This is a genomic window from Massilia sp. CT11-108 (assembly GCF_047302915.1).
Lineage (GTDB): Bacteria > Pseudomonadota > Gammaproteobacteria > Burkholderiales > Burkholderiaceae_D > Telluria > Telluria orientalis.
The window spans coordinates 1-19,305 of the sequence record NZ_JBKYMO010000055.1 but is presented as its reverse complement, the minus strand read 5'-3'; the positions used below and the strand labels follow the sequence as shown (position 1 = coordinate 19,305).

Here is a 19,305-nt window from a genome sequence, read left to right as displayed (position 1 = left end):
GCCCGGCCCCGTTTCCTCGAAATAGTCGGCGTCGATCTGCACCATGTGGTCGCCCACGTCGGCCAGGCTGCCGGAGAGATTGAAGGAAGGATGCGCCAGCGCCGCGAGTGGGATCGGCACGCCGGCCACGGCCTGGTACTCGATCGACAGGGCGCCCTCGTCGTCCAGCCGGTAATGCACGAGCATCCCCGCCCCGTCGCCGCCCGCGGTGAGCGCCAGCGACACGACGCCGTTCGCCTGCCGCCCCTCCCAGCGCGCGGCGCGGCCGCCGGACGGGATGCCGTCGAGGTCCGACTGCACGACATCGGCCATGCGCCCGTAACGGTCGGGCGCGACCCAGGCACGCAATTGCGCGCCCCGTTCGCCGATCGTCACGGTCATGCCGGCCGCGTTCTCGAGCATGAACGAGCGTTCGCCGGCCGACACGGCCGGGGCGCCCGGAATGAGGTGGATCGTCATTGCAGTCTGGCTTCCCGAGGTTCGATAGGAAGCCATTCTCCCGGCCCACGCGTTGTGTTTCAATTACGAAAATCACCAACGGGCCGAACGATTCTCGCCGATGCTACGCGGCGGTGCGTTCGCCCAGCGCCCGGTCGCGCCATGCGCGCGGCGTGCAGCCGAGTTCGCGCTTGAACACGAGGTGCATGTACTGCGTGGACGTGAACCCGCAGCCCAGCGCCACGTCCGCGATGCTGCGTTCGCCGCTTTCCAGTCCCGCCTTGGCCGCTTCCAGCTTCGACTTGAGGATCATGTCGTGCACGCTGCAGCCCAGCTCCTGGCGGAAGTAGACTTCCAGCGAGGAGCGCGACACGCCCACGTACTCCGCCACCTGGTGCGTCTTGATGCCCTGGCACGCGTACTGGCGGATGTAGTGGCAGGCCCGCATCACGTGCGGATGCTTGACGGCCTGGTAGCGGCTCGACGCGAGGACGTTGATGCCGGCCGGCGGCACGAGGATGCGCGTGTTCGACAGGCGCACGCCGTGCAGCATCTGCTCCAGCAGGTGCGCCGCCGTGCGGCCCATCTCGTGCGCGCCCTGGATCACGGAGCTGAGCGGGATGCGGGTCAGCATGCGCACGAGCGGGTCGTTGTCGATGCCGATCAGCGCCACCTGCTCCGGCACCGAGATGCCGGCGATCGCGCAGGCCTGCAGCAGCTGGCGCGCGCGCGCGTCCGTGACCGCGATGACGCCCACCGGCTTGGGCAGGCTGCGCAGCCAGTCGATCTGGCCCTGCACCGCCGCGTCCCACGACGCCGCGCTGGTCTCGCAGCCGCGGAAGATCTCCGCTTCCATCCGGTCGTCGGCCATCAGGGTGCGGAACGCGCGCTCGCGCTCCTGCGCCCAGCGGCTTTCCTGCGCTTCGGGCAGGCTGAACATGGCAAAGCGTTGCAGGCCGACGTCGATCAGGTGGTCGCGCGCCAGCTTGACCAGCTTGACATTATCGGTCGCGACATAGGGCACGCCGGGCGGATACGCGTCCTCGTTCGCATAGGAACCGCCGACGCCGACCACCGGCACCGTGCAGCCGGATAATGCCCGGACGACGGCCGGGTCGTCGAAATCGGCGATGACGCCATCGCCCTGCCAGCGATCCATTCCATTCAGGCGCAGGCGGAAATCCTCTTCCAGAAATAAATCCCAGGCCACGCGCGTACCGCCCAAATGGCCGGCAATTCCGGCAATCACATCGCGATCGAACGTTTTGTTTCCGTTGAATAGCAGCGCTATCCGATAGGCTTTCGTCGTTTTCACTCTTGTCGTCTCCTGTGAAACTATTTTTATTTTGTTTCCGGGCTAAACGGGCCCGGCATGGCATGTTTAGTAAACAGCTCAGTAAACAGATAACGCAGCAACAAGGAGATCAGGCAGCGCAATGCCCGGCAAAGCGGGGCAAACAATGGATGATGTTTTCCAGACGGCGGGAAGATGCGCTCATTGCGAGCGCGCGGCTGGAATGGGTTGGGCACGGGACATGCGCAGTCATGGGATGGTTCCTCGTAGCGTGACCGGGGTGCCGGTGGCGGCGCCCCTTCAGCTCAAGAATAGGATCCCACCCCGGGGCGCCTATAACGTCAGCAAGCGGATTTCTTTCACCGTGCAAAAAGTACGATCAGTTTTGCAGGGAGTGGAAGGCTGGATCAGCCGTTTCCCACCTTTTTTGGCCGCGACTCGGCGTCGATGGACGGCTGGCCAGGTGCCAGCGTCCGGAATGCCTTCGGCGTGCAACCGTACTCTTCCTTGAACAAACGGTTGAAATACGACACGTTGGCATAGCCGACCGAATAGGCGATTTCCGCCACGGTCGCGGTGCTTTTTTCCGTGAGCAGGCGCGCCGCTTCGGTCAGCCGCAATTTATTCACATAACCGGTGAACGTCATGCCGAGTTCCGTTTTCAGCAGCTCATTCACTTTATTCCGGTTGGCACCGGTGCCGGCCACCACGCTTTCCAGTTCCAGTTCGGGATTCGTGTAATTCGTCGCGATATATTTCAGCACCGTCGCGCTTTCCTCGTCCCGATATGGCTGCACGGTTAATTGGCGGTAAGCGACCAGCGGCAGATCCTTTTTCAATCTGGAATTCAGGCTGGCGGCCAGGGTCCTTGTATGGGTCCGGAAAAACCAGATGCCGAACATGATCCAGCCCGTTACGAGAATCACGGCAAGCGCGCCGATATACCGGTAATCCTGCCTGTGCAATTTGATATTGCTGATTTCCACGTGCGCATCGAGGTCGAATGGCGTTCGCGAACTCGAACCGAAGGAAAACTGCGCCACCTTGTCGAGCTGGTAATCCTTGGACGACAGCGGCAGTTTCATCATCGACAGCCACCAGTCGGGGACGGTCAGCCGCCGGATGTCGATGGACACGGGCACGCCTTGTTCGTTACAAGGAAAGAACGTACCGGGCGACCGGTAGGTGAGGTACTGGCCCGGGACCGAGATCTTGTCGTCGAACACGGTCATGCCCAGCATCATCGGATAGGCGGGCAAGCAGCGCGCGGTGAACGTGATGGTCTCGTATCCCCGCAGGTCGACCGTGGCCAGGTTGCCCTTCGCGTCCTTGGCCATGAACCGGATGCCGGCAAACGGAAACTTGCCGTCGTGCGTCAGGCGGTAGTCGAAGGATACCGCGCCGGGTCCCGCACCGCGCAGATTGACTGCCGACGTGCCGTCCAACTCCTTGTCGGACACGGCGACGGGGTCCCAGCGGATGCCGTCCCGGAGCGCCGGCGACAACGTATAGGTCGGCTGGCTCAGGAAAATGAACAAGGCCGCGAGCAGCGCATCCACGACCAGCAGCGCGATCAGAAAGAGCAGCGACTTCTTGTAAAACTCTTGCATGGTCGTACGGCCGTTGAGTGATCTTCGATCGCTCCGATCATAACAGCCCGGTCAATACGAAGGCAAAAAAAGGGGCGGCCCAGGGCCGCCCCATAAAACCTACCATGCCAGGCGGTAGGAGACTACCCAGCCATTGTGGAAGCCATGACGCGCCGCCGCAATTGTGAAAAATGCCAGCACCCCATACGAAATTGCCCAACCTCGACACCTACGACAAATCGTATGGCAGGAAGCGAATTTCGTAATTGCCCGACCCTGTCCCGACACGTCAGAATGCATGACTATCCAGACCTCTATCCATAAGAAAGGCTACGAATGTTCACCCGGAGACTCCTCCCACTCGCGCTGGCGTGCGCACTCGCAGGCGGCGCATGCGCCCCCGCCGCGGCCGCCCAGCCGGACTTCCCGACCGTCCTTTACGGCGCCGCGTACTATCACGAATACATGCCCTACGAGCGGCTGGACAAGGACGTCCAGATGATCAAGGCGGCCGGCTTCAACGTCGTGCGCCTGGGCGAATCGACATGGAGCCTGTGGGAGCCGGAGGACGGCCGCTTCGAGACGGCGTGGATGGACCGCGTCGTCGACGCGATGGGCAAGGCCGGCATCAAGGTCATCATGGGCACGCCCACCTATTCGATCCCCGCGTGGATGGCGCGCCAGCATCCGGAAATCCTGGCGACCAAATTCAACGGCGCGAAGAACACGTACGGCATGCGCCAGAACATGAATACGGATTCTCCCGCCTACCGCTTCTACGCGGAGCGCCTGATCCGCCGCATCGCCGCGCACTACAAGGACAACCCGAACGTCATCGGCTGGCAGGTCGACAACGAGACGGGCAGCTACGGCGCCGCCAACGACGACGTCTTCATCCGCTTCCAGCACTACCTGGAAAAGAAATTCGGCACGCCGGAAAACCTCAGCCGCGCCTGGTTCCTGAACTACTGGGGCCAGGACCTGCATTCGTGGACCGACCTGCCCCGGCCGGACGGCGCCCAGAGCACGGGCTACAAACTGGAATGGTCGCGCTGGAGCCAGATGCGCGTGACGGACTTCCTGCACTGGCAGGCGCAGCTCGTGCGCGAATGCGCGGGCCCGCGCCAGTTCGTCACGCACGATTTCGCCGGCTCGCTGCACGGCGACGTCAACGAAAGCGCCGTCGCGCAGAAGCTCGACGTCGCCGGCGTGAACATCTACCACTGGGGCACGCAGGACCAGTACAACGGCGCTGCCCAGAAGCTCGACGGCGACTTCACGCGTTCGCTCAAGGGCGGCAACTTCCTCGTCACGGAAACGAACGCGCAGACGACCGACTGGAGCTCCTCGTTCCAGTACCCGCCGTACGACGGCCAGTTCCGCCAGGACGTCTACACGCATTTGTCCAACGGCGCCAACATGGTCGAATACTGGCACTGGGCGTCGATCCACGCGAACCAGGAGACGTACTGGAAAGGCGTCCTCTCGCACGACCTGGAGCCGAACCGCGCCTACGCGGAAATGAGCCGCACCGGCAAGGAACTGCAGAAGATCGGCCAGCGCCTCGTCGACCTGCGCATCCACAACGACGTCGCGATCCTGTGGAGCCGCGATTCGCTCAATGCCATCAACGACATGCCGTTCGCGAAGCAGTCGCAATGGGGCTCGGCGGGCAGCAACGCCGACTACGGCTCGGAAGTGCGCCAGATCCACCGCGCGCTGTACGACCTGAATGTCGGCACCGACTTCGTGTTCCCGGACACGGCCGACCTGTCCGCGTACAAGGTCCTGGTCGTGCCGTCGCTGTACATCGCGGACGACGCGCTGCTGCAGCGGATCGCCGAGTTCGTGCGCAAGGGCGGCCACGTCGTGATGGGCTTCAAGAGCGGCTTCGCGAACGAGAACGCCGCGGTGCGCTGGACGATGGCGCCGGGTCCCCTGCGCCAGGTGCTCGGCTTCCACTACCAGGAATTCTCGAACCTCGCACAACCGCTCGCGCTGAAGGGCGACCCGTTCCAGGCCGGCGACGACAACAAGGTGCGCCACTGGGCCGAGTTCCTGCAGCTGGATACGGCGAAGGCGCTCGCCTGGTACGACCACCCGTTCTTCGGGCGCTGGCCGGCCATCACGGCGAACCAGTTCGGCGCGGGCAAGGCCGTCTACGAAGGCACGTATTTGTCGGACAAGCTGCAGAAGGCCGTGCTGCAATCCGTGCTGCAGGAGAAGGGCCTGATCGGGCCGGACCAGCAACTGCCGTCGCACATCCAGGCGCGCACGGGCGTGAACCGGTTCGGCAAGACCATCCGGTATTACTTCAACTACTCGGGCAGCCCCGCGACGTTCACGTACCGCCACAAGACCGGCACGGACCTGCTGACGTCCCGCGCCGTCAAGGGCGACGAGACCGTCACGCTGGCGCCGTGGGATCTCGCGATCGTCGAGGAGAACTGAAAAGGAGCCTCGGAAAACCGTCGCGAGCGGCAGCAATGTTGTCCGAGAAGCGCAGCTGTACGAGTAGTACAGCGAGCATCGCAGGGCAACAGTGCAACGCGCAGCAGGTTTTACGACGCTCCTTAACGGAACAGCAGCTGGGCGTAGTGATACAGGTTTTCCGCCCAGCTGTCCCGGTCATGCCCATACCCGTCCACGTTCCACACGTGGGCGACGCCCTGCTCGCGCAGCTGGCGGTGCACGCCCTGCGCGACGTTGATCAGTCCATCGCGGTTGCCGCACGACAGATACACCAGTTTCAGCTTGCCCTTCGCCTGTGCCGCCTCACCCGCCAGCTTCGCGGGCGCTTCCGTGTTCGGCGCCGGCGAGAAACCCGCCACCCAGTTGAACGCTTCCGGATGCCCCAGGCCGAAATTCAGCGCCTGCCCGCCGCCCATCGACAGGCCGCCGATCGCGCGGTGCGCGCTGTCCTTCAGCGTCGGATACGCGGCGTCGACGGCGGGAACCAGCGAATCCAGCAGGTCGCGCTCGAAACGCGCGAAGCCGGCCGCGTTTTCCGGCGTGAAGACCTTGTTCTCCGGCGGCGCGCGGTCGTCCGCCAGCGCGCGGCCGTTCGGCATCACGACGATCATCGGCACGATCTTGCCGGCGGCCGCGAGGTTGTCGAGGACGTCCTGCGCGCGCACATAGCCGCGCCACTCGTCCTGGTTGCCGCCGATGCCGTGCAGGAGGTACAGCACCGGGTAGCGGTGCGACTTGTCGTAACCGGGCGGCAGCCAGACGTTCGCCGTGCGGCGCTTGTTCGTGACGCTGGACGCGTAGGTGAACGTCTCCACCTTCCCTTGCGCGCGGCCCGGCTGCGCATCCGCGAATCCGGCGGGCGGCGGCGCGAACGCGCGCACGTCGTCGGCGGCGAGGACGATAGTGCGCGCGAAGTTGGCGCGCGCCGTTTCTGCGCTGACCTTGGCGTTGTCCTTGGCGTTGACGTCGGTGTCCTGCGCCTGGGCGGCGGTGCACAGGAGGGCGGCCGCCATGGCGGCGGCAAGCTGAATCTGCATGTCTCGGTTCCTGAATGGATTATTGTTGGATTGTCACGGCCCGGCCATCGTACACGAGATCGGCCGCCTTACCCTCCCGGCCGACGATGACGACCTTGAACCGGCGCCGCGCCTGCATGCCGGGGAACGCGCCGCGGCGCTGCGCGATCGTCAGCTTGCGCGCCGCGTCGTCCCAGTGCATGCCGGTCAGCGCGTATTCGCCGCGCTCGTAGCCCCAGCCCTCGCCCGCATCCTCGTAATACGTATAGTCGCCGTCGGCGCCCGGGTAGATCCGCAGTTCGATCGGCGCATCGGGCTGTTCCGACGCATATTGCACGACGGGGCCCAGCGGGACGATGCTGCCCGCCCGGACGTGCACCGGCATGCGGTCGATCGGCGCGGCCACCGCGACCGTGCGGCCGCCAGCCAGCCGCTCGCCGGTCCGGAAATCGAACCACGTGCCCGCCGGCAGATATACGTCGCGCGTGCGCGCCGCGCCCTCGATCGGCCTGGAGCCCGGCGCGAAATACATCGGCGTCGTCACGGGGCTCACCATGATGCCGTCGCCGAACAGCATCTGCGACTTGAGGTCGTGCGTGCGCGGGTCATTTGGGAACGCGAACGCCACCGGACGGATGAACGATGCGCCGCGCAGGTGTACCAGGCCGGCCTGCGAATAGATTGCCGGCAGCAGGCGGTAGCGCAGCTGGATGGCATCCACGATCGCGTCATAAAACGGCGTGCCCGGCGCGCCGAAGTGCCACGGCTCGCGCGGCGTGTCGGTGCCGTGGCTGCGGAACATGGGCAGGAAGACGCCGAGCTGCAGCCAGCGCGTGTACAGCTCGCGGTAGCCCAGGTCGGCGGCGCCCTGGTCGAAGTCGCCGGCCATGAACCAGGGCCGGCCGCGGGCGACGAAGAATCCACCGATGTCGAACGTGACGTAAGGGTTGCCCGATGCGCTGTAACTCTGGACCGCCGCGACCTGTTGCGCGAACACGGACCACGTGGCCGAGATGTCGCCGGTCCATGCGACGGCCCCCGCCGCCTGGCTGCCGGGATAGGCGGACCGCGTCAGGTTCACGAGGCGTTTGCCGGGCGCGTGCCTGCGCCAGTTGCGCATGAAATGCTGCGCGTCGACGAGCGCGTACGCGTTCAGGTATTGCGGATCCATGACGCGCGCCAGGCCGTCGACGTTGACGTCGTCCGCGCGCCCGGAACGCTTGGCATCCCACGTCCAGTCGGCGACTTCCGGCTCCGTCGAGTCGCACCACCACGCATCGATGCCATGCCGGCCCAGATATTTCCACACGTTGCTGAAATAGACGTCGGCCGCCTCGGGACGGAAGAAATCGACGTACGGCGTGCCGCCGCTCAGGTAGCCGCCGTCCTTCAGTTCCTTGCCCGGTGCATCGAGCGGGCTCGGATTCGGCCAGATCGAGATCATCACGTGCGCGTTCTCGTCGTGCACGGCCTTCGTCATCGCCGCGATATCGGGATAGCGCGCCGCTTCCGGCACCGGGCTGCCCCAGTGGTCCGGCGTCCAGTAATTCCAGTCCTGCACGATGAGGTCGAGCGGGATGCGGCGCTTGCGGAATGCCTTCACCGTCTCGACGACTTCGTCCTGCGTCTTGTAGCGTTCCTTCGACTGCACGTAGCCGTAAGCCCAGCGCGGCAGCATCGTCGCGGCACCCGTCAGCTCACGGTAGCCTTCGACCGCGCCATCCATCGACGGCCCCAGGATGAAGTAGTAATCGAGATCGTCCACGACGTCGCTCGCGACGGACATGCCCGTCTTCCCGTCCGCGAACGTCATGGCGCTGTACGTGTCGAACAGCACGCCGTAGCCGCGCGTCGACACGACGAACGGGATCGCGATGCGCAGGTTGTGCTGGTACAGGCGCCTGGTCTTGCCGCGCAGGTCGAGGTCGGCCGTCTCGTCGAAGCCCAGGCCGTACAGCGCTTCCTCGTCTCCCAGGCGGAACCGCGCCGTCGCTTTCCACGCGTCGCGGTCCTTCATCTGGACATACTTGCCGGCCACCTGCCGGTCGCCGTCGACCGTCTTGACGGTGGACACCGTGGCCGGATCGGGCGTCGACTTGAACACGGCCACCCGCTCGAACGCACGGGGCGCCGCATCGTCCTCGCGCAGCAGCACCGCGCCGGCCGCGTTGCGGAACGCGAGCGCGCCCGTCTTCCGGTTCACCGCGACGCCCGCCTGCGCCGAGCGCAGGATGCGGGCCTCGCCCTCGTCGCTGGCCGTGATCGCCCCGGGCTTGGCGGCGACCGGCACCCGCATGAGGTGGGCGGATGTCGACCAGTCCCCATTGCGCGTCGCCGTGACGTGCACGATGCGGTCGGTGACGAATTCGACCTTCACGCGGGTGTCGTCCACCCGGTATTCGATGCCGCTGCCGGACTCGCGCACGTCCCGGATCGCCGCGAACGCGGCGTCGCGGCACAGCAGCAGCACGCACGCCGCCAGCGCGGCCCGCAGCGGCCGCCGCATCATTGCGCTCCTTGCGTCAGCGTGACCACGGCACCGCCGGAACCGGCGAGCTTGAGCTGCAGGCGGCTCTTGCCCGTCACGCGCGTGGTGCGCGCAGCGAGGTGGTTGCGGTCCTTGCCGTCTTCCAGGATCGCGGCCGAATAATTCGCGCCCGGCGCCAGGAAGTCCAGCGGCACGTCGAGCGTGCGTCCAGATTCGTTCGTCATCGCGCCAATGTACCACGTGTTGCCCTTGCGGCGGGCGGTCACGATGTACTGGCCGATGTCGCCGTCCAGCACGCGCGTCTCGTCCCACGTGGTCGGCACGGCGCCGATGAACTTCGCGCCGTCGGCCCAGGTGCCGTCCGCGTTGCGGTAGGCGTCCGGGCTGTCGGCCACCATGCCGAACGGCGAATCGTACACGACGTACATGGCGACGGCCTGGCCGCGCGTCGTCTGCACGAACGGCTTCACGTTGCGGCGCTGGCCCATGAAGTCCTTCGCCGCGATCGAGCGGAAACCGCCCGGCGTGTAGTCGATCGGACCGAGGATCATGCGCGTGAACGGCAGGGTCACGTTGTGGGTCGCCGTGACGCGTGCGCTCCACTTGTTGTACTCGGCGCCCATCACGCCTTCCTGCGTCATGTAGTTCGGATAGGTGCGCGTGAGGCCGTCCGGCGGATACGCGCCGTGCAGGTCGACCATCAGGTGGTGCTTCGCGGCCTTCGACAGGATCTTGTGGTAGAAGGCCACCATGTCCTGGTCGGTGCGGTCCATGAAGTCGACCTTGACGCCCTTGATGCCCCACGATTCGTACAGTGCGAACGCGTCGTCCATCTGGCGGTCGAGCTGTTTCCACTGCAGCCAGACCCACACGCCGATGTTCTTCTGCTTCGCGTACTTGATGATCTCCTGCATGTCCATCGCGGGGACCGGCTTCAAGGGATTGGACGGCAGCGGTTGTTCGGAGCTGCCTTCGTACCAGCCTTCGTCGATCAGGATGTAGTCGAGGCCCAGGCTGGCCGCGAAGTCCGTATAGGCTTTATAGGTCGCGGTGTTGACCCCGGCGCCCGGCATGTCGACGGCCCAGCCGTTCCACCAGTCCCACGATGCCTTGCCCGGCTTGATCCAGCTGGTGTCCGCGATCGTCGACGGGCTGCCCAGCGTCGCGATCAGGCTGGATTGTGTCAGGCCGCCCGGCGTGTCGGCCACCATCACCACGCGCCACGGCGTCGCGAGGGGTGCGTCGGCCAGCATCGTGCGCACGGCCGGACCATGCACCTGCACGTCGCCGTCGTAATGCGGCGCCAGCACGACCGCGACGCCCAGGCCGCCGTCGCCGCGGCCGGAATAATACGCGCCGGCATAGCCGCGCTTGTCCGCTTCGGCGATGGCGAACGTGGTCTTCTTGTTGCCCGTCTTGCACACGAGCGGTGCGTCGAACGTGTGGTGCGGACGGATCGTCGATGCCGGCACGGGGTCGAACTCGCCCTCGTGCGAGCTGTCGAAGCGGCCCGGATTGAAGCCCCAGCAGCGGTAGTCGGCCGGGAAGTCGAAGCGCGTGGCCTCGCCGTTGATGCCCAGGTCGGCCACCTGCTGGCGCGGCAGCACGTAGCGGAACGCGACGCCGTCGTCGTAGGCGCGGGCGACGAGATTGACCTTGACCGGCTTGTCCTTGCCGGCCAGTTGCAGCTCGACCTGGCTGTAGCGGTCCGCGACGCTGGCGGCCTTGCCGGCGACGGGGTGCCACGTCTCGTCGACGGTCTTGTTCTCGACGCCGGTGACGCGCAGGGTGGTGCCGTCCAGCGCGCCCTGGGTCGTGGATAGGCCGAGCGGGGATTGCGCGATGACGGTCACGCCGTCGCGGATGACCGTGTAGGCCAGTTGGCCGTCGGCGGCTGTGAGTTCGATGCGGGTGCGGTGGTCCGGCGACACGACCGTGTACGGCGCGGCGGCGTGCGCCGGCATGGCGGCGGCGATGGCGGCGAACGCCGGGATCAGGTGTACGTGTTTCATGTTCAGGCGACTTTCAGCGTGATTGCATACGGAAGTGCGGCGCGTTCGCGCGGCAGCGTGACCTGCAGGCCCTCGGCCGTCTGGCGGAACGCGAGCGCGCCGCCGCCCACGAGTTCGACGCGGGACACGGCCTTCTTGAGGTGCTCGCCGCCGGCGCGCATGGTCTTGATGGTCACGGTGCCGTCTTCCGGCCAGCCCATCACGAACGCGTACACGGCATCCTTGCCGGTCGTGAAGCGGATGTCCGCGGCGGAGAACGGCTTGCCCTTGCCTTCGTTGAAGCCGGGGCCGGACATCGGCGCCGCGGCCGCCTCCGCCACCGGGCCTTCGCCATACAGCGCCCACGGGCGCGAATCGTAGATGCCTTCGCCGTTGACGGCCATCCAGCGGCCGATTTCCTCGACGATGGCGCGTTCCTGCTCGTCGATCGTGCCGTCGCCGCGCACGGGCACGGACAGCAGCAGGTTGCCGTTCTTGCTGACGATGTCGATCAGCGTGTGCACCACGGTCTGCGCGCTCTTGTACCCCTTGCGGTCGTAGATGCGGCGGTCGTAGTGCCAGCTGCCGATGCAGGTGCAGGTCTGCCACGGCAGCGGTTCGATGCGCGGGCTCTGGCCGCGCTCGATGTCCCACACCATCGACTTGCGCTGCACCTCGTCGAGGATCTTGCCGTTGACGACGGCTTCGACCTTGCCGTGCTTCGCGACGCTGCGGTTGTACATGTGCGCGGCCAGGCGCATGCCGATGTCGCTGACCGGATACAGGGGCAGCACCGTGTCGTCGTAATACACGAGGTCCGGGTCGTAGTTGTCGAGCAGGTCGACGGTGCGGTTGTACAGCTTGTCCGCATACGCCTTGTCCGGCGGGAGCACACCGCCGCCCCATGCCCAGCGCTGGTCGGTGCTGCCGCCGTCCTTGCTGAGCGGGTGATTCTGCGCGTACAGCGCCTGTGGATCCAGCCCGTTCCACCACTGGCCTTTGCCATCGGCCTTCTTCAGCCGGCCGTCGTACGGCACGCCGGCCAGCGGGCCGGTCTTGTCGGCGCCCTGCGCCGTCTCGTACCAGTTCCATGCGTGGGCCGCGTGCACGGACACGCCGAAGCGCAGGCCGTGCTTGCGGGCCGCGTCGCGCCAGCCGCCGATCAGGTCCTTGCCCGGACCCAGCTTCGTCGAATTCCACTCGGGCTGGTAGCGGCTCTTGTACAGGTCGAAGTTGTCGTGATGGTTCGCCAGTGCGACGAAGTACCTGGCGCCGGCCTTCTTGTACAGGCCCACGAGTTCGTCCGGATTCCAGCGCTGCGCCTTCCACCGCTGGATCACGTCCTTGAAGCCGAATTTCGACGGGTGTCCGTACTTGGCGACGTGGTATTTATAGTGATCGCTGCCCTCCTCGTACATCCCGCGCGCGTACCAGTCGCCGTGTTCGGGTTCGCATTGCGGGCCCCAGTGCGCCCAGATGCCGAACTTGGCGTTGCGGAACCAGTCCGGGGTTTCGTATCTGGACAGCGAGGGCCAGGTCGGTTCGAACGGGCCGGTTGCCATGGGCACGCGGGCGCCGGCGGCGCCGGCATACGGGGACACGGCGAGCGCCGGGATGGCGGCCGCCATGTGCTGCAGGAGTTCACGTCGTTTCATCGGTATCTTTCCAAGGTAGGTGACGGCCGCTCGACAGGCGGCTCTTCGACTATCCACGGGATGGTGCCCGTGGCCCCGGACGCCCGCAATTATCAAATCTGCCAGAAGCCATTACGATTTTCGTATAGGTTCGCCCGTGATTTGCGCCAGGAGTTCGGCATGGTCCGGCATCGCGCCGACCACCTGCCGGATCGTCGCGTGCACCTTGCGGAAGTGGTCCAGCAGGCGCGCCTGGTCCATGCGGTCGAGCAGCGGGTCGGTCCGCTCGGGGCGGATGCCGTGGCCCAGCATCATCGACGCGTACGAATCGGCCTGGAACCCTTCCTTGTCGTAGATGGTGATGCGGCCGGACGTGCGGAACAGGTCGATCTGGTGCTGCAGCGTGTCGGGGATGGGCATGCTGGCGCAATAGCGCCAGAACTCGGAATCGCTGCGGTTCGTCAGCTTGTAGTGCAGGACGATGAAGTCGCGCACGAATTCGTAGCGCTGCGCGACGAGGCGGTTGAATTCGTCGGCGAGTTCCGGATTGCAGTCGCGGTCCGGGAAATACTGGATCAGCCAGCCGACCGCCAGTTCGATGATGTTGATGCTGGTCGATTCGAGCGGTTCGAGGAAGCCGCTCGACAGGCCCACCGCCACGCAGTTCTTGACCCACGACTTGCGCCGCCGGCCCGTCGTGAAGCGCAGCTGGCGCGGCGCGTCCAGCGCCTCGGTGTCCAGGCCGTCCAGCAGCACGCGTCCCGCCTCGTCGTCCGACATGAACGCGTTGCAATACACGTGGCCGTTGCCGTTGCGGTGCTGCAGCGGGATGCGCCACTGCCACCCGGCGGGCTTCGCCGTCGAGCGCGTGTATGGCGTGAGCTTGTCGGCCAGCGCGCTGGGCACGGCCTGGGCGCTGTTACAGGGCAGCATGGCGCTCCAGTCCTCGTAGCCAGCCTGGTACACGCCTTCGATCAGCAGGCCGCGGAACCCCGTGCAGTCGACGAACAGGTCGCCCTCGATGCGGCGGCCGTCCTTCAGCTGCAGCGCGGTGATGAAGCCCGTCTCCGGGTGCTGCTCGACGTGGCCGACCGTGCCCTCGACGCGCTGCACGCCGCGCGCCATCGCGTACTCGCGCAGGTACAGGGCATACAGGCCCGCGTCGAACTGGAAGGCGTACGAATACGCATTGGTGGGGCCGGGCTGGTCGCCGTGCGGCGGCACGAACTTGTTCTGGTGGGCCATCGCCGTCGAGATCGACCATTCCTCGTACGATGGCATGTCCGGATTGTCGCGCGCGAGATGCAGCCAGACCATGAAGGCCGGGCGGTTTTCGATGGCCGGACCGAAATCGCTGAAGCCGTGGAAGAACCGGTTGCCGAGATGGCCCCAGTCGCGGAAGTCGATGCCCAGCTTGAACGTGGCCTTCGTGCGCCGGACGAAGTCGGCGCCGTCGATGCCGAGCGCGTGGTTGTAGTAGCGGATCGTCGGCAGCGTCGATTCGCCCACGCCGACGGTGCCGATCTCCGGCGACTCGACGAGGACGATCTCGCAGGACGCCCCCAGCTTCAGCGCCAGCGGCGCGGCGGTCATCCAGCCGGCGGTGCCGCCGCCCACGATGACGATTTTACGAATGGCCTTGTCGGGCATAGTTTTCTCCAGTTCGGAAACGCAAAAACCTCCCGCGACCGGCCGGGTCGCGGGAGGCGTATGACTCACGGGGCGGCTATCAGAAAGTGTAGCCCATCCGCACCGTGTAGCGGCGGCCCGTGTAGAACGTGCCGCGTTCCATCATGCCGATATTCTGCTGCATGAACTGCTTGTACAGCGCATTGGTCAGGTTGGACGCCTCCACCGAGATGTTCAGGTGCTCGTTGACGTTGTAGTGGACGCCGGCGTCCAGCTGGCCGTAGGCACCGCCCCAGACCGGCAGCGCATAACCGACCGAACTGCCCTGGTGGTAGGTCGGGCTGTCCGGATTGCCGTCGATACCGTCGCTGCCGTTCGTGCCGAAGGCGTTGACCGCCTGCAGGTACTTCGTGCGCCAGCTGTAGGCCAGGCGACCGGACCACGGGCCCTTGTCGTACAACAGGGCCAGGTTGTACGAGTTCTTCGACAGCCCGATCAGCGGCGTGTTGTCCGCGTTCAGCAGGCGGCCGTCCGTGTCGCAACCGGAGAGATCGCGGGCCAGGTTCGCGTTCAGCGTGCCCTTCGGCGTGCACCAGCCGTTCACCAGCGACTTGCCCATGTTCTGGCGGCTGTCGACGTACGTGTAGTTGGCCGACACGCCGAAGCCGGACAGCAGGCCAGGCAGCTTGTCGAAATACTGCTGGTAGCCGATTTCCGCGCCGTTCAGGCGGCCCGACGCGCCGTTGACCGGCGACGTGATCAGGAAGTCATGCGGCGTCCCCGTCGTGTCGTTCACCGTGTACGCCGACGTCTTGCCGATGATGATGTCCTTCAGGCGCTTGTTGAACAGGGCCAAGGTCAGCGAGTTGCCCTTGCCGAAGTAGTACTCGGCCGTCAGGTCGAAGTTGGTCGACGTGACGGGCTTCAGCACCGGATTGCCGCGCGCGCTGCCCTGGTAATCGATCGAGTCCACCACCGACTTGCCGTTTTCCTGGTGCGTGTTCACCTTCTGTTCCAGCGTCGTGTAGGCCTGCATCTGGTAGAAGTCCGGACGCGTCATGCCTTTCGAGTACGCGGCGCGGAACTGCAGCTCGTCGCTGGCCTTCATGCGCAGGTTCAGGCTGGGCAGGACGTTCGTGTACTTGTGGTTGAAGTCGCGCTTGTCCGCCAGGCGCGGGATCAGCGGCACCACGGGCAACGGGTTCTGCGGCGGATCGAACAACGTATAGCCGGTCGCCGCCATGTCGGTACGCACGACGCGCACGCCGACGTTGCCGTCCACCGGGAAGCGCAAGGTGTCGACGCCGAAGCGCAGCTGCGCGTACGCGGCCTTGGTCTTCTCATGCTGGCCGTTCAGTCCCTTGTCGTCGCCGTAGGCGGCCGGGTTCCAGGTTTGCGAGCACGGCTGCTTGCAAACCGCTTGCGTGTAGCTGTGCAGGGTGGTGAAGGACGCCGGCGGGCCGCCCGCCAGCAGCCCCTGGTTCGGGACGACGACGGCCGGCGGCGCCCCCGCCTTGCCGCCGAAGAAATTCGCGAACTGCGCCGTCGCGACGTCGTTCGGCATGCGCAAGTTCGGCTTGCTCAGCCAGGCGAAGTCGGACAGCGGCTGCCAGCCGTTGCCGACGGTATCGACGGACCACGTCTGCGAGATCTGAGCCCAGTCGCTGTCGTGCGTCGAGCGCGTCATCGCGTCGCGGTTGGTGAAGCGCACGCCGAAACGCAGGTCGTTCAGCACGGTGCTGTCGAACGTGAACTTGGCGTCCAGGCGCGCCGCGTTCTGGGTGGCGATCGACTCGTCGCGGTGTTCCTGGGTGAAGCTCCAGTAGTAGTGGTTCGGATCGGCCAGGTAGGCGGTGTCCGCGGCGTCGAACGACAGCGTCGGCGGCGACGTGGTCACGTTCGTGGTCAGCTTCGGCAGGAACGTGCCGATACCCAGCGTGTTGTCGTACCCCACCGACGAGGCGGAAGTGTGCTGCAGGTCGGCGGTCAGGGTCCACTGGTCGGTGGCGCGCCATTGCGTGTTCCACGCGATGTCGGTCGTATCGGACTTGCGGGCCGCGACGCGGCTCTGGGTACCGATGCTGACGCCCGGATTCGACGGATCGCGCACGACGCCCCGCAGCAGTACGCCGCGGCTGTCGAATTCGGCGCCGGCATCCAGCATCGCCGCGGACGGGGGCGTGTTCTGGGACACCGACGTTTCCGTCGTGGTCATGTCGTACTTCGAGCGGAAATAGGTCAGGTAGGACGACAGCTTGTCCTTCTTCCACTGCAGCGCGCCGTACAGGCCGTCGCGGTCGCGGTCGAAGTTATTGGTGGTCCAGCTGGCACCGTTCGTGATCCAGCGCGTGGCGCCGCTCTTGTCGCCCACGACGGCATCGGTGCGCGGGATGTACGGGCTGAGGCTCGTGCCGTCGCTGCGCGTGCGCATGCGCGAATGGGCGACGTCGACCAGCGCACCGAACTGGCCGTAATCCGTGTTCCAGCGGTTGGACAGCAGGCCGGAGAACGCCGGTGCATTCTTGCCGCGCAGTTGCGAACGCGACGCTTCGACCGACACGGCGCCCTTGCTGCCCTTGTAGTCGAACGGCAGCGCGGTACGCAGGTTCACCAGGCCGCTGATGCCGCCTTCGATCTGCTCGGCCGACGGGTTCTTGTACACGTCCAGGCCGGTCATCAGCTCGGGCGGCACGTCCTCGAAACTGAGCGAGCGGCCGCCGTTCGCGGAGAACGAATCGCGGCCGTTCAGTTCCGAACGCACGTACGTCAGGCCGCGGATGGCCACGCCCGTGCCTTCGGCGGCGAAGTGCTGGATGCCGTCGCCCACGCCCTGCTGCGGGTCGACGCGGTTCAGCGTGCGGTCGATCGTGATGCCGGTGACGCGCTGCAGCACCTCGGTCACGGACTTGTCGGGCAGCTTGCCGATGTCGTCGGCGACGATCGAGTCGACGATCTCGTCCGCATTCTTCTTGCGGGCGGCGGCCGATTCCAGTGCGGCCCGTTGGCCCACGACGACGACGGTGGTCGTCTCGTCCTTCTTCACGGCGTCGGCCGCGTGCGCGCCGTGCGCGAACATGGCCCCGCTGGCCATCAGCACGAACTGCGCTGCCCCGGTCGCGATGGCGGTTCTTTGGAACTGCTTCACTTGGTATTCTCCTCTGCGTTTTTGTGCGTCCGTTCTTATCGGAATGCCGAAAGACGGCATGTACCGCTTAATGGCGGTGCAACAATTTTGATTAGGAGCAACCGGTGGAACAATTGTGAAAATCACCAGCACGACACATGAAAATTGCGATGTGTATGGCTTGCGCAACGACTTCACTCATGGCGCTGCGGTTTCGTGCACAGGATCGGCGGGCGGGTCCTGCTGCTCCGCCAGCGTGCGGAAGGCCTTCGGGGTGCACCCGTATTCCTCCTTGAACAGCTTGTTGAAATACGAGACGTTGGCATACCCGACCGAGTACGCGATCTCCGCGACGGTCGTCTCGTTTTTCTCGGTGAGCAGCCGTGCCGCCTCGGTCAGGCGCAGCTTGTTCAGGTAACTGGTGAACGTCATGCCGAGTTCCGATTTCAGCACGTCGTTGACCTTGGTGCGGTTCGTCCCCGTGGCGGCGACGACGCCTTCGAGGTCCAGTTCCGGATTCGTGTAATTCGTCGCGATGACCTTCAGCACCGCCGCCTTTTCCTTGTCGCGGTAAGGCTCCAGCGTCAGCTGGCGGTAGGCGACGAGCGGCAGGTCCTTCTTGAGCTGCGCGTCCACGCTCGCGAGCATCGCGCGCGCGTGGCCGCGGAAGAACCACACGCCGAACGCGACCCAACCCGCCGTCACGAGGCCCGCCAGCCAGGCCAGGTAGCGGTAGTCGCGGCCACGCAGCGTGATCCAGCTGATCTCGACATGGGCCGGAACGCCGCGCGGACTCTGCGGCGTCGCGCCGAACACCATGCGCTCCACGCGGTCGAGCAGGTAATCCTGGCGCGCCAGGTCGCGATGCACCGCGTCGAACCACCATGGGGGTATCGTCAACCGCGTCAGGTCGAGCGTGACCGGCACGCCCGCCTCGTTGCACGAAAAATAGGTCGTGGCGGGCGGATAAGTCAGGTAATTCCCGCGCTGCGACACGTGCTCGTCGAAGCTCGAGACGATGAACATCATCGAATTGGCGGGCGCGCATTTCGCGACGAACGAGATGGTGCTGTACATCGACAGATCGGCTTGCAGGGGCCGGCCCTTGCCGTCGCTTGCCAGCAGGTCCGCGGACGCGTTCGGATCCGGATCGGCCGCCGGCAGGTTCAGGTCGAAGCGCAGCTTGTCGCGTGCCTTGGCGTCGACCTGGACCATCGGCGGGTACCACTGCTTCGCCGTGACGCCGACACGCCAGCGGAGCGCGCCGGCATCGCCGGCCTCCTGCGCCAGCGGCAGCTGCTGCGACAGATAGCTGCGGTCGACGAGCACGATCGCCAGCAGCGCGTCCGCGAGCACGATCAGCATGAACGCGTACAACGCCTTCTTATAAAACTCTTGCATATGGCATGGTGGGTGATTGTCTCCGGCCGTCACCTCTCATGGGGACGTCGCTGGAATCATAACAGCCCACTCACGCCGGATCGCGGTTTCGTCGCTGCGTTGCAGTTACACAACGGAGCGACGCCCCCCCGTCAGGGCGCCGCGCGCGTGCGCAGGGGCTTACCGTGGACGTCGTACGACGCCGCTTCCAGGCGCACCGTCGTCTCCTGCGCCTTGTCGTCCGCCGCGC

At 65.8% G+C, this 19,305-nt stretch carries 10 protein-coding genes and 1 pseudogene; 1 reads left to right on the top strand and 10 read right to left on the bottom strand.

Features of this window, described 5'->3' with window-relative positions; translation table 11 throughout:
* The 3 genes and pseudogenes from ACEN88_RS07525 to ACEN88_RS07515 form a co-directional block, all read right to left on the bottom strand.
* Positions 1 to 459: pseudogene (locus ACEN88_RS07525) on the bottom strand (hypothetical protein); the annotation flags it as partial.
* 103 nt (positions 460 to 562) lie between these two features.
* Positions 563 to 1,753 (bottom strand): XylR family transcriptional regulator, encoded by a 1,191-nt coding sequence (locus tag ACEN88_RS07520; protein WP_413338402.1) that lies wholly within the window; start codon positions 1,751 to 1,753, stop codon positions 563 to 565.
* A 386-nt stretch (positions 1,754 to 2,139) separates the two neighbouring features.
* Positions 2,140 to 3,342 (bottom strand): helix-turn-helix domain-containing protein, encoded by a 1,203-nt coding sequence (locus tag ACEN88_RS07515; RefSeq protein ID WP_413338401.1) that lies wholly within the window; start codon positions 3,340 to 3,342, stop codon positions 2,140 to 2,142.
* Between the two features lie 315 nt (positions 3,343 to 3,657).
* Here ACEN88_RS07515 and ACEN88_RS07510 point away from each other — a divergent pair, with 315 nt between their 5' ends.
* Positions 3,658 to 5,772, top strand: a complete 2,115-nt coding sequence (locus ACEN88_RS07510) for a beta-galactosidase (protein ID WP_413338398.1) — start codon at positions 3,658 to 3,660, stop codon at positions 5,770 to 5,772.
* Between the two features lie 122 nt (positions 5,773 to 5,894).
* Here ACEN88_RS07510 and ACEN88_RS07505 read toward each other — a convergent pair whose 3' ends face one another.
* From ACEN88_RS07505 to ACEN88_RS07475, 7 genes are all read right to left on the bottom strand, one after another.
* Positions 5,895 to 6,830 carry an alpha/beta hydrolase gene (locus ACEN88_RS07505; RefSeq protein WP_413338396.1) on the bottom strand — a complete coding sequence of 312 codons (936 nt, stop codon included), beginning with the start codon at positions 6,828 to 6,830 and terminating at the stop codon, positions 5,895 to 5,897.
* A 19-nt stretch (positions 6,831 to 6,849) separates the two neighbouring features.
* Positions 6,850 to 9,315, bottom strand: a complete 2,466-nt coding sequence (locus ACEN88_RS07500; RefSeq protein WP_413338395.1) for a TIM-barrel domain-containing protein — start codon at positions 9,313 to 9,315, stop codon at positions 6,850 to 6,852.
* Positions 9,315 to 11,309 (bottom strand): glycoside hydrolase family 97 protein, encoded by a 1,995-nt coding sequence (locus ACEN88_RS07495; protein WP_413338393.1) that lies wholly within the window; start codon positions 11,307 to 11,309, stop codon positions 9,315 to 9,317. Before ACEN88_RS07495 ends, ACEN88_RS07500 begins: the two co-directional genes overlap by 1 nt.
* A 2-nt stretch (positions 11,310 to 11,311) precedes the next feature.
* Positions 11,312 to 12,943, bottom strand: a complete 1,632-nt coding sequence (locus ACEN88_RS07490; RefSeq protein ID WP_413338391.1) for an alpha-L-fucosidase — start codon at positions 12,941 to 12,943, stop codon at positions 11,312 to 11,314.
* Between the two features lie 111 nt (positions 12,944 to 13,054).
* Positions 13,055 to 14,572, bottom strand: coding sequence for a tryptophan halogenase family protein (locus tag ACEN88_RS07485; RefSeq protein WP_413338389.1), 1,518 nt, complete (start codon positions 14,570 to 14,572; stop codon positions 13,055 to 13,057).
* A 79-nt stretch (positions 14,573 to 14,651) separates the two neighbouring features.
* Positions 14,652 to 17,696 (bottom strand): TonB-dependent receptor, encoded by a 3,045-nt coding sequence (locus ACEN88_RS07480; RefSeq protein ID WP_413338387.1) that lies wholly within the window; start codon positions 17,694 to 17,696, stop codon positions 14,652 to 14,654.
* A 177-nt stretch (positions 17,697 to 17,873) separates the two neighbouring features.
* Positions 17,874 to 19,076, bottom strand: coding sequence for a helix-turn-helix domain-containing protein (locus ACEN88_RS07475; RefSeq protein ID WP_413338385.1), 1,203 nt, complete (start codon positions 19,074 to 19,076; stop codon positions 17,874 to 17,876).
* Positions 19,077 to 19,305: the final 229 nt, after the last annotated feature.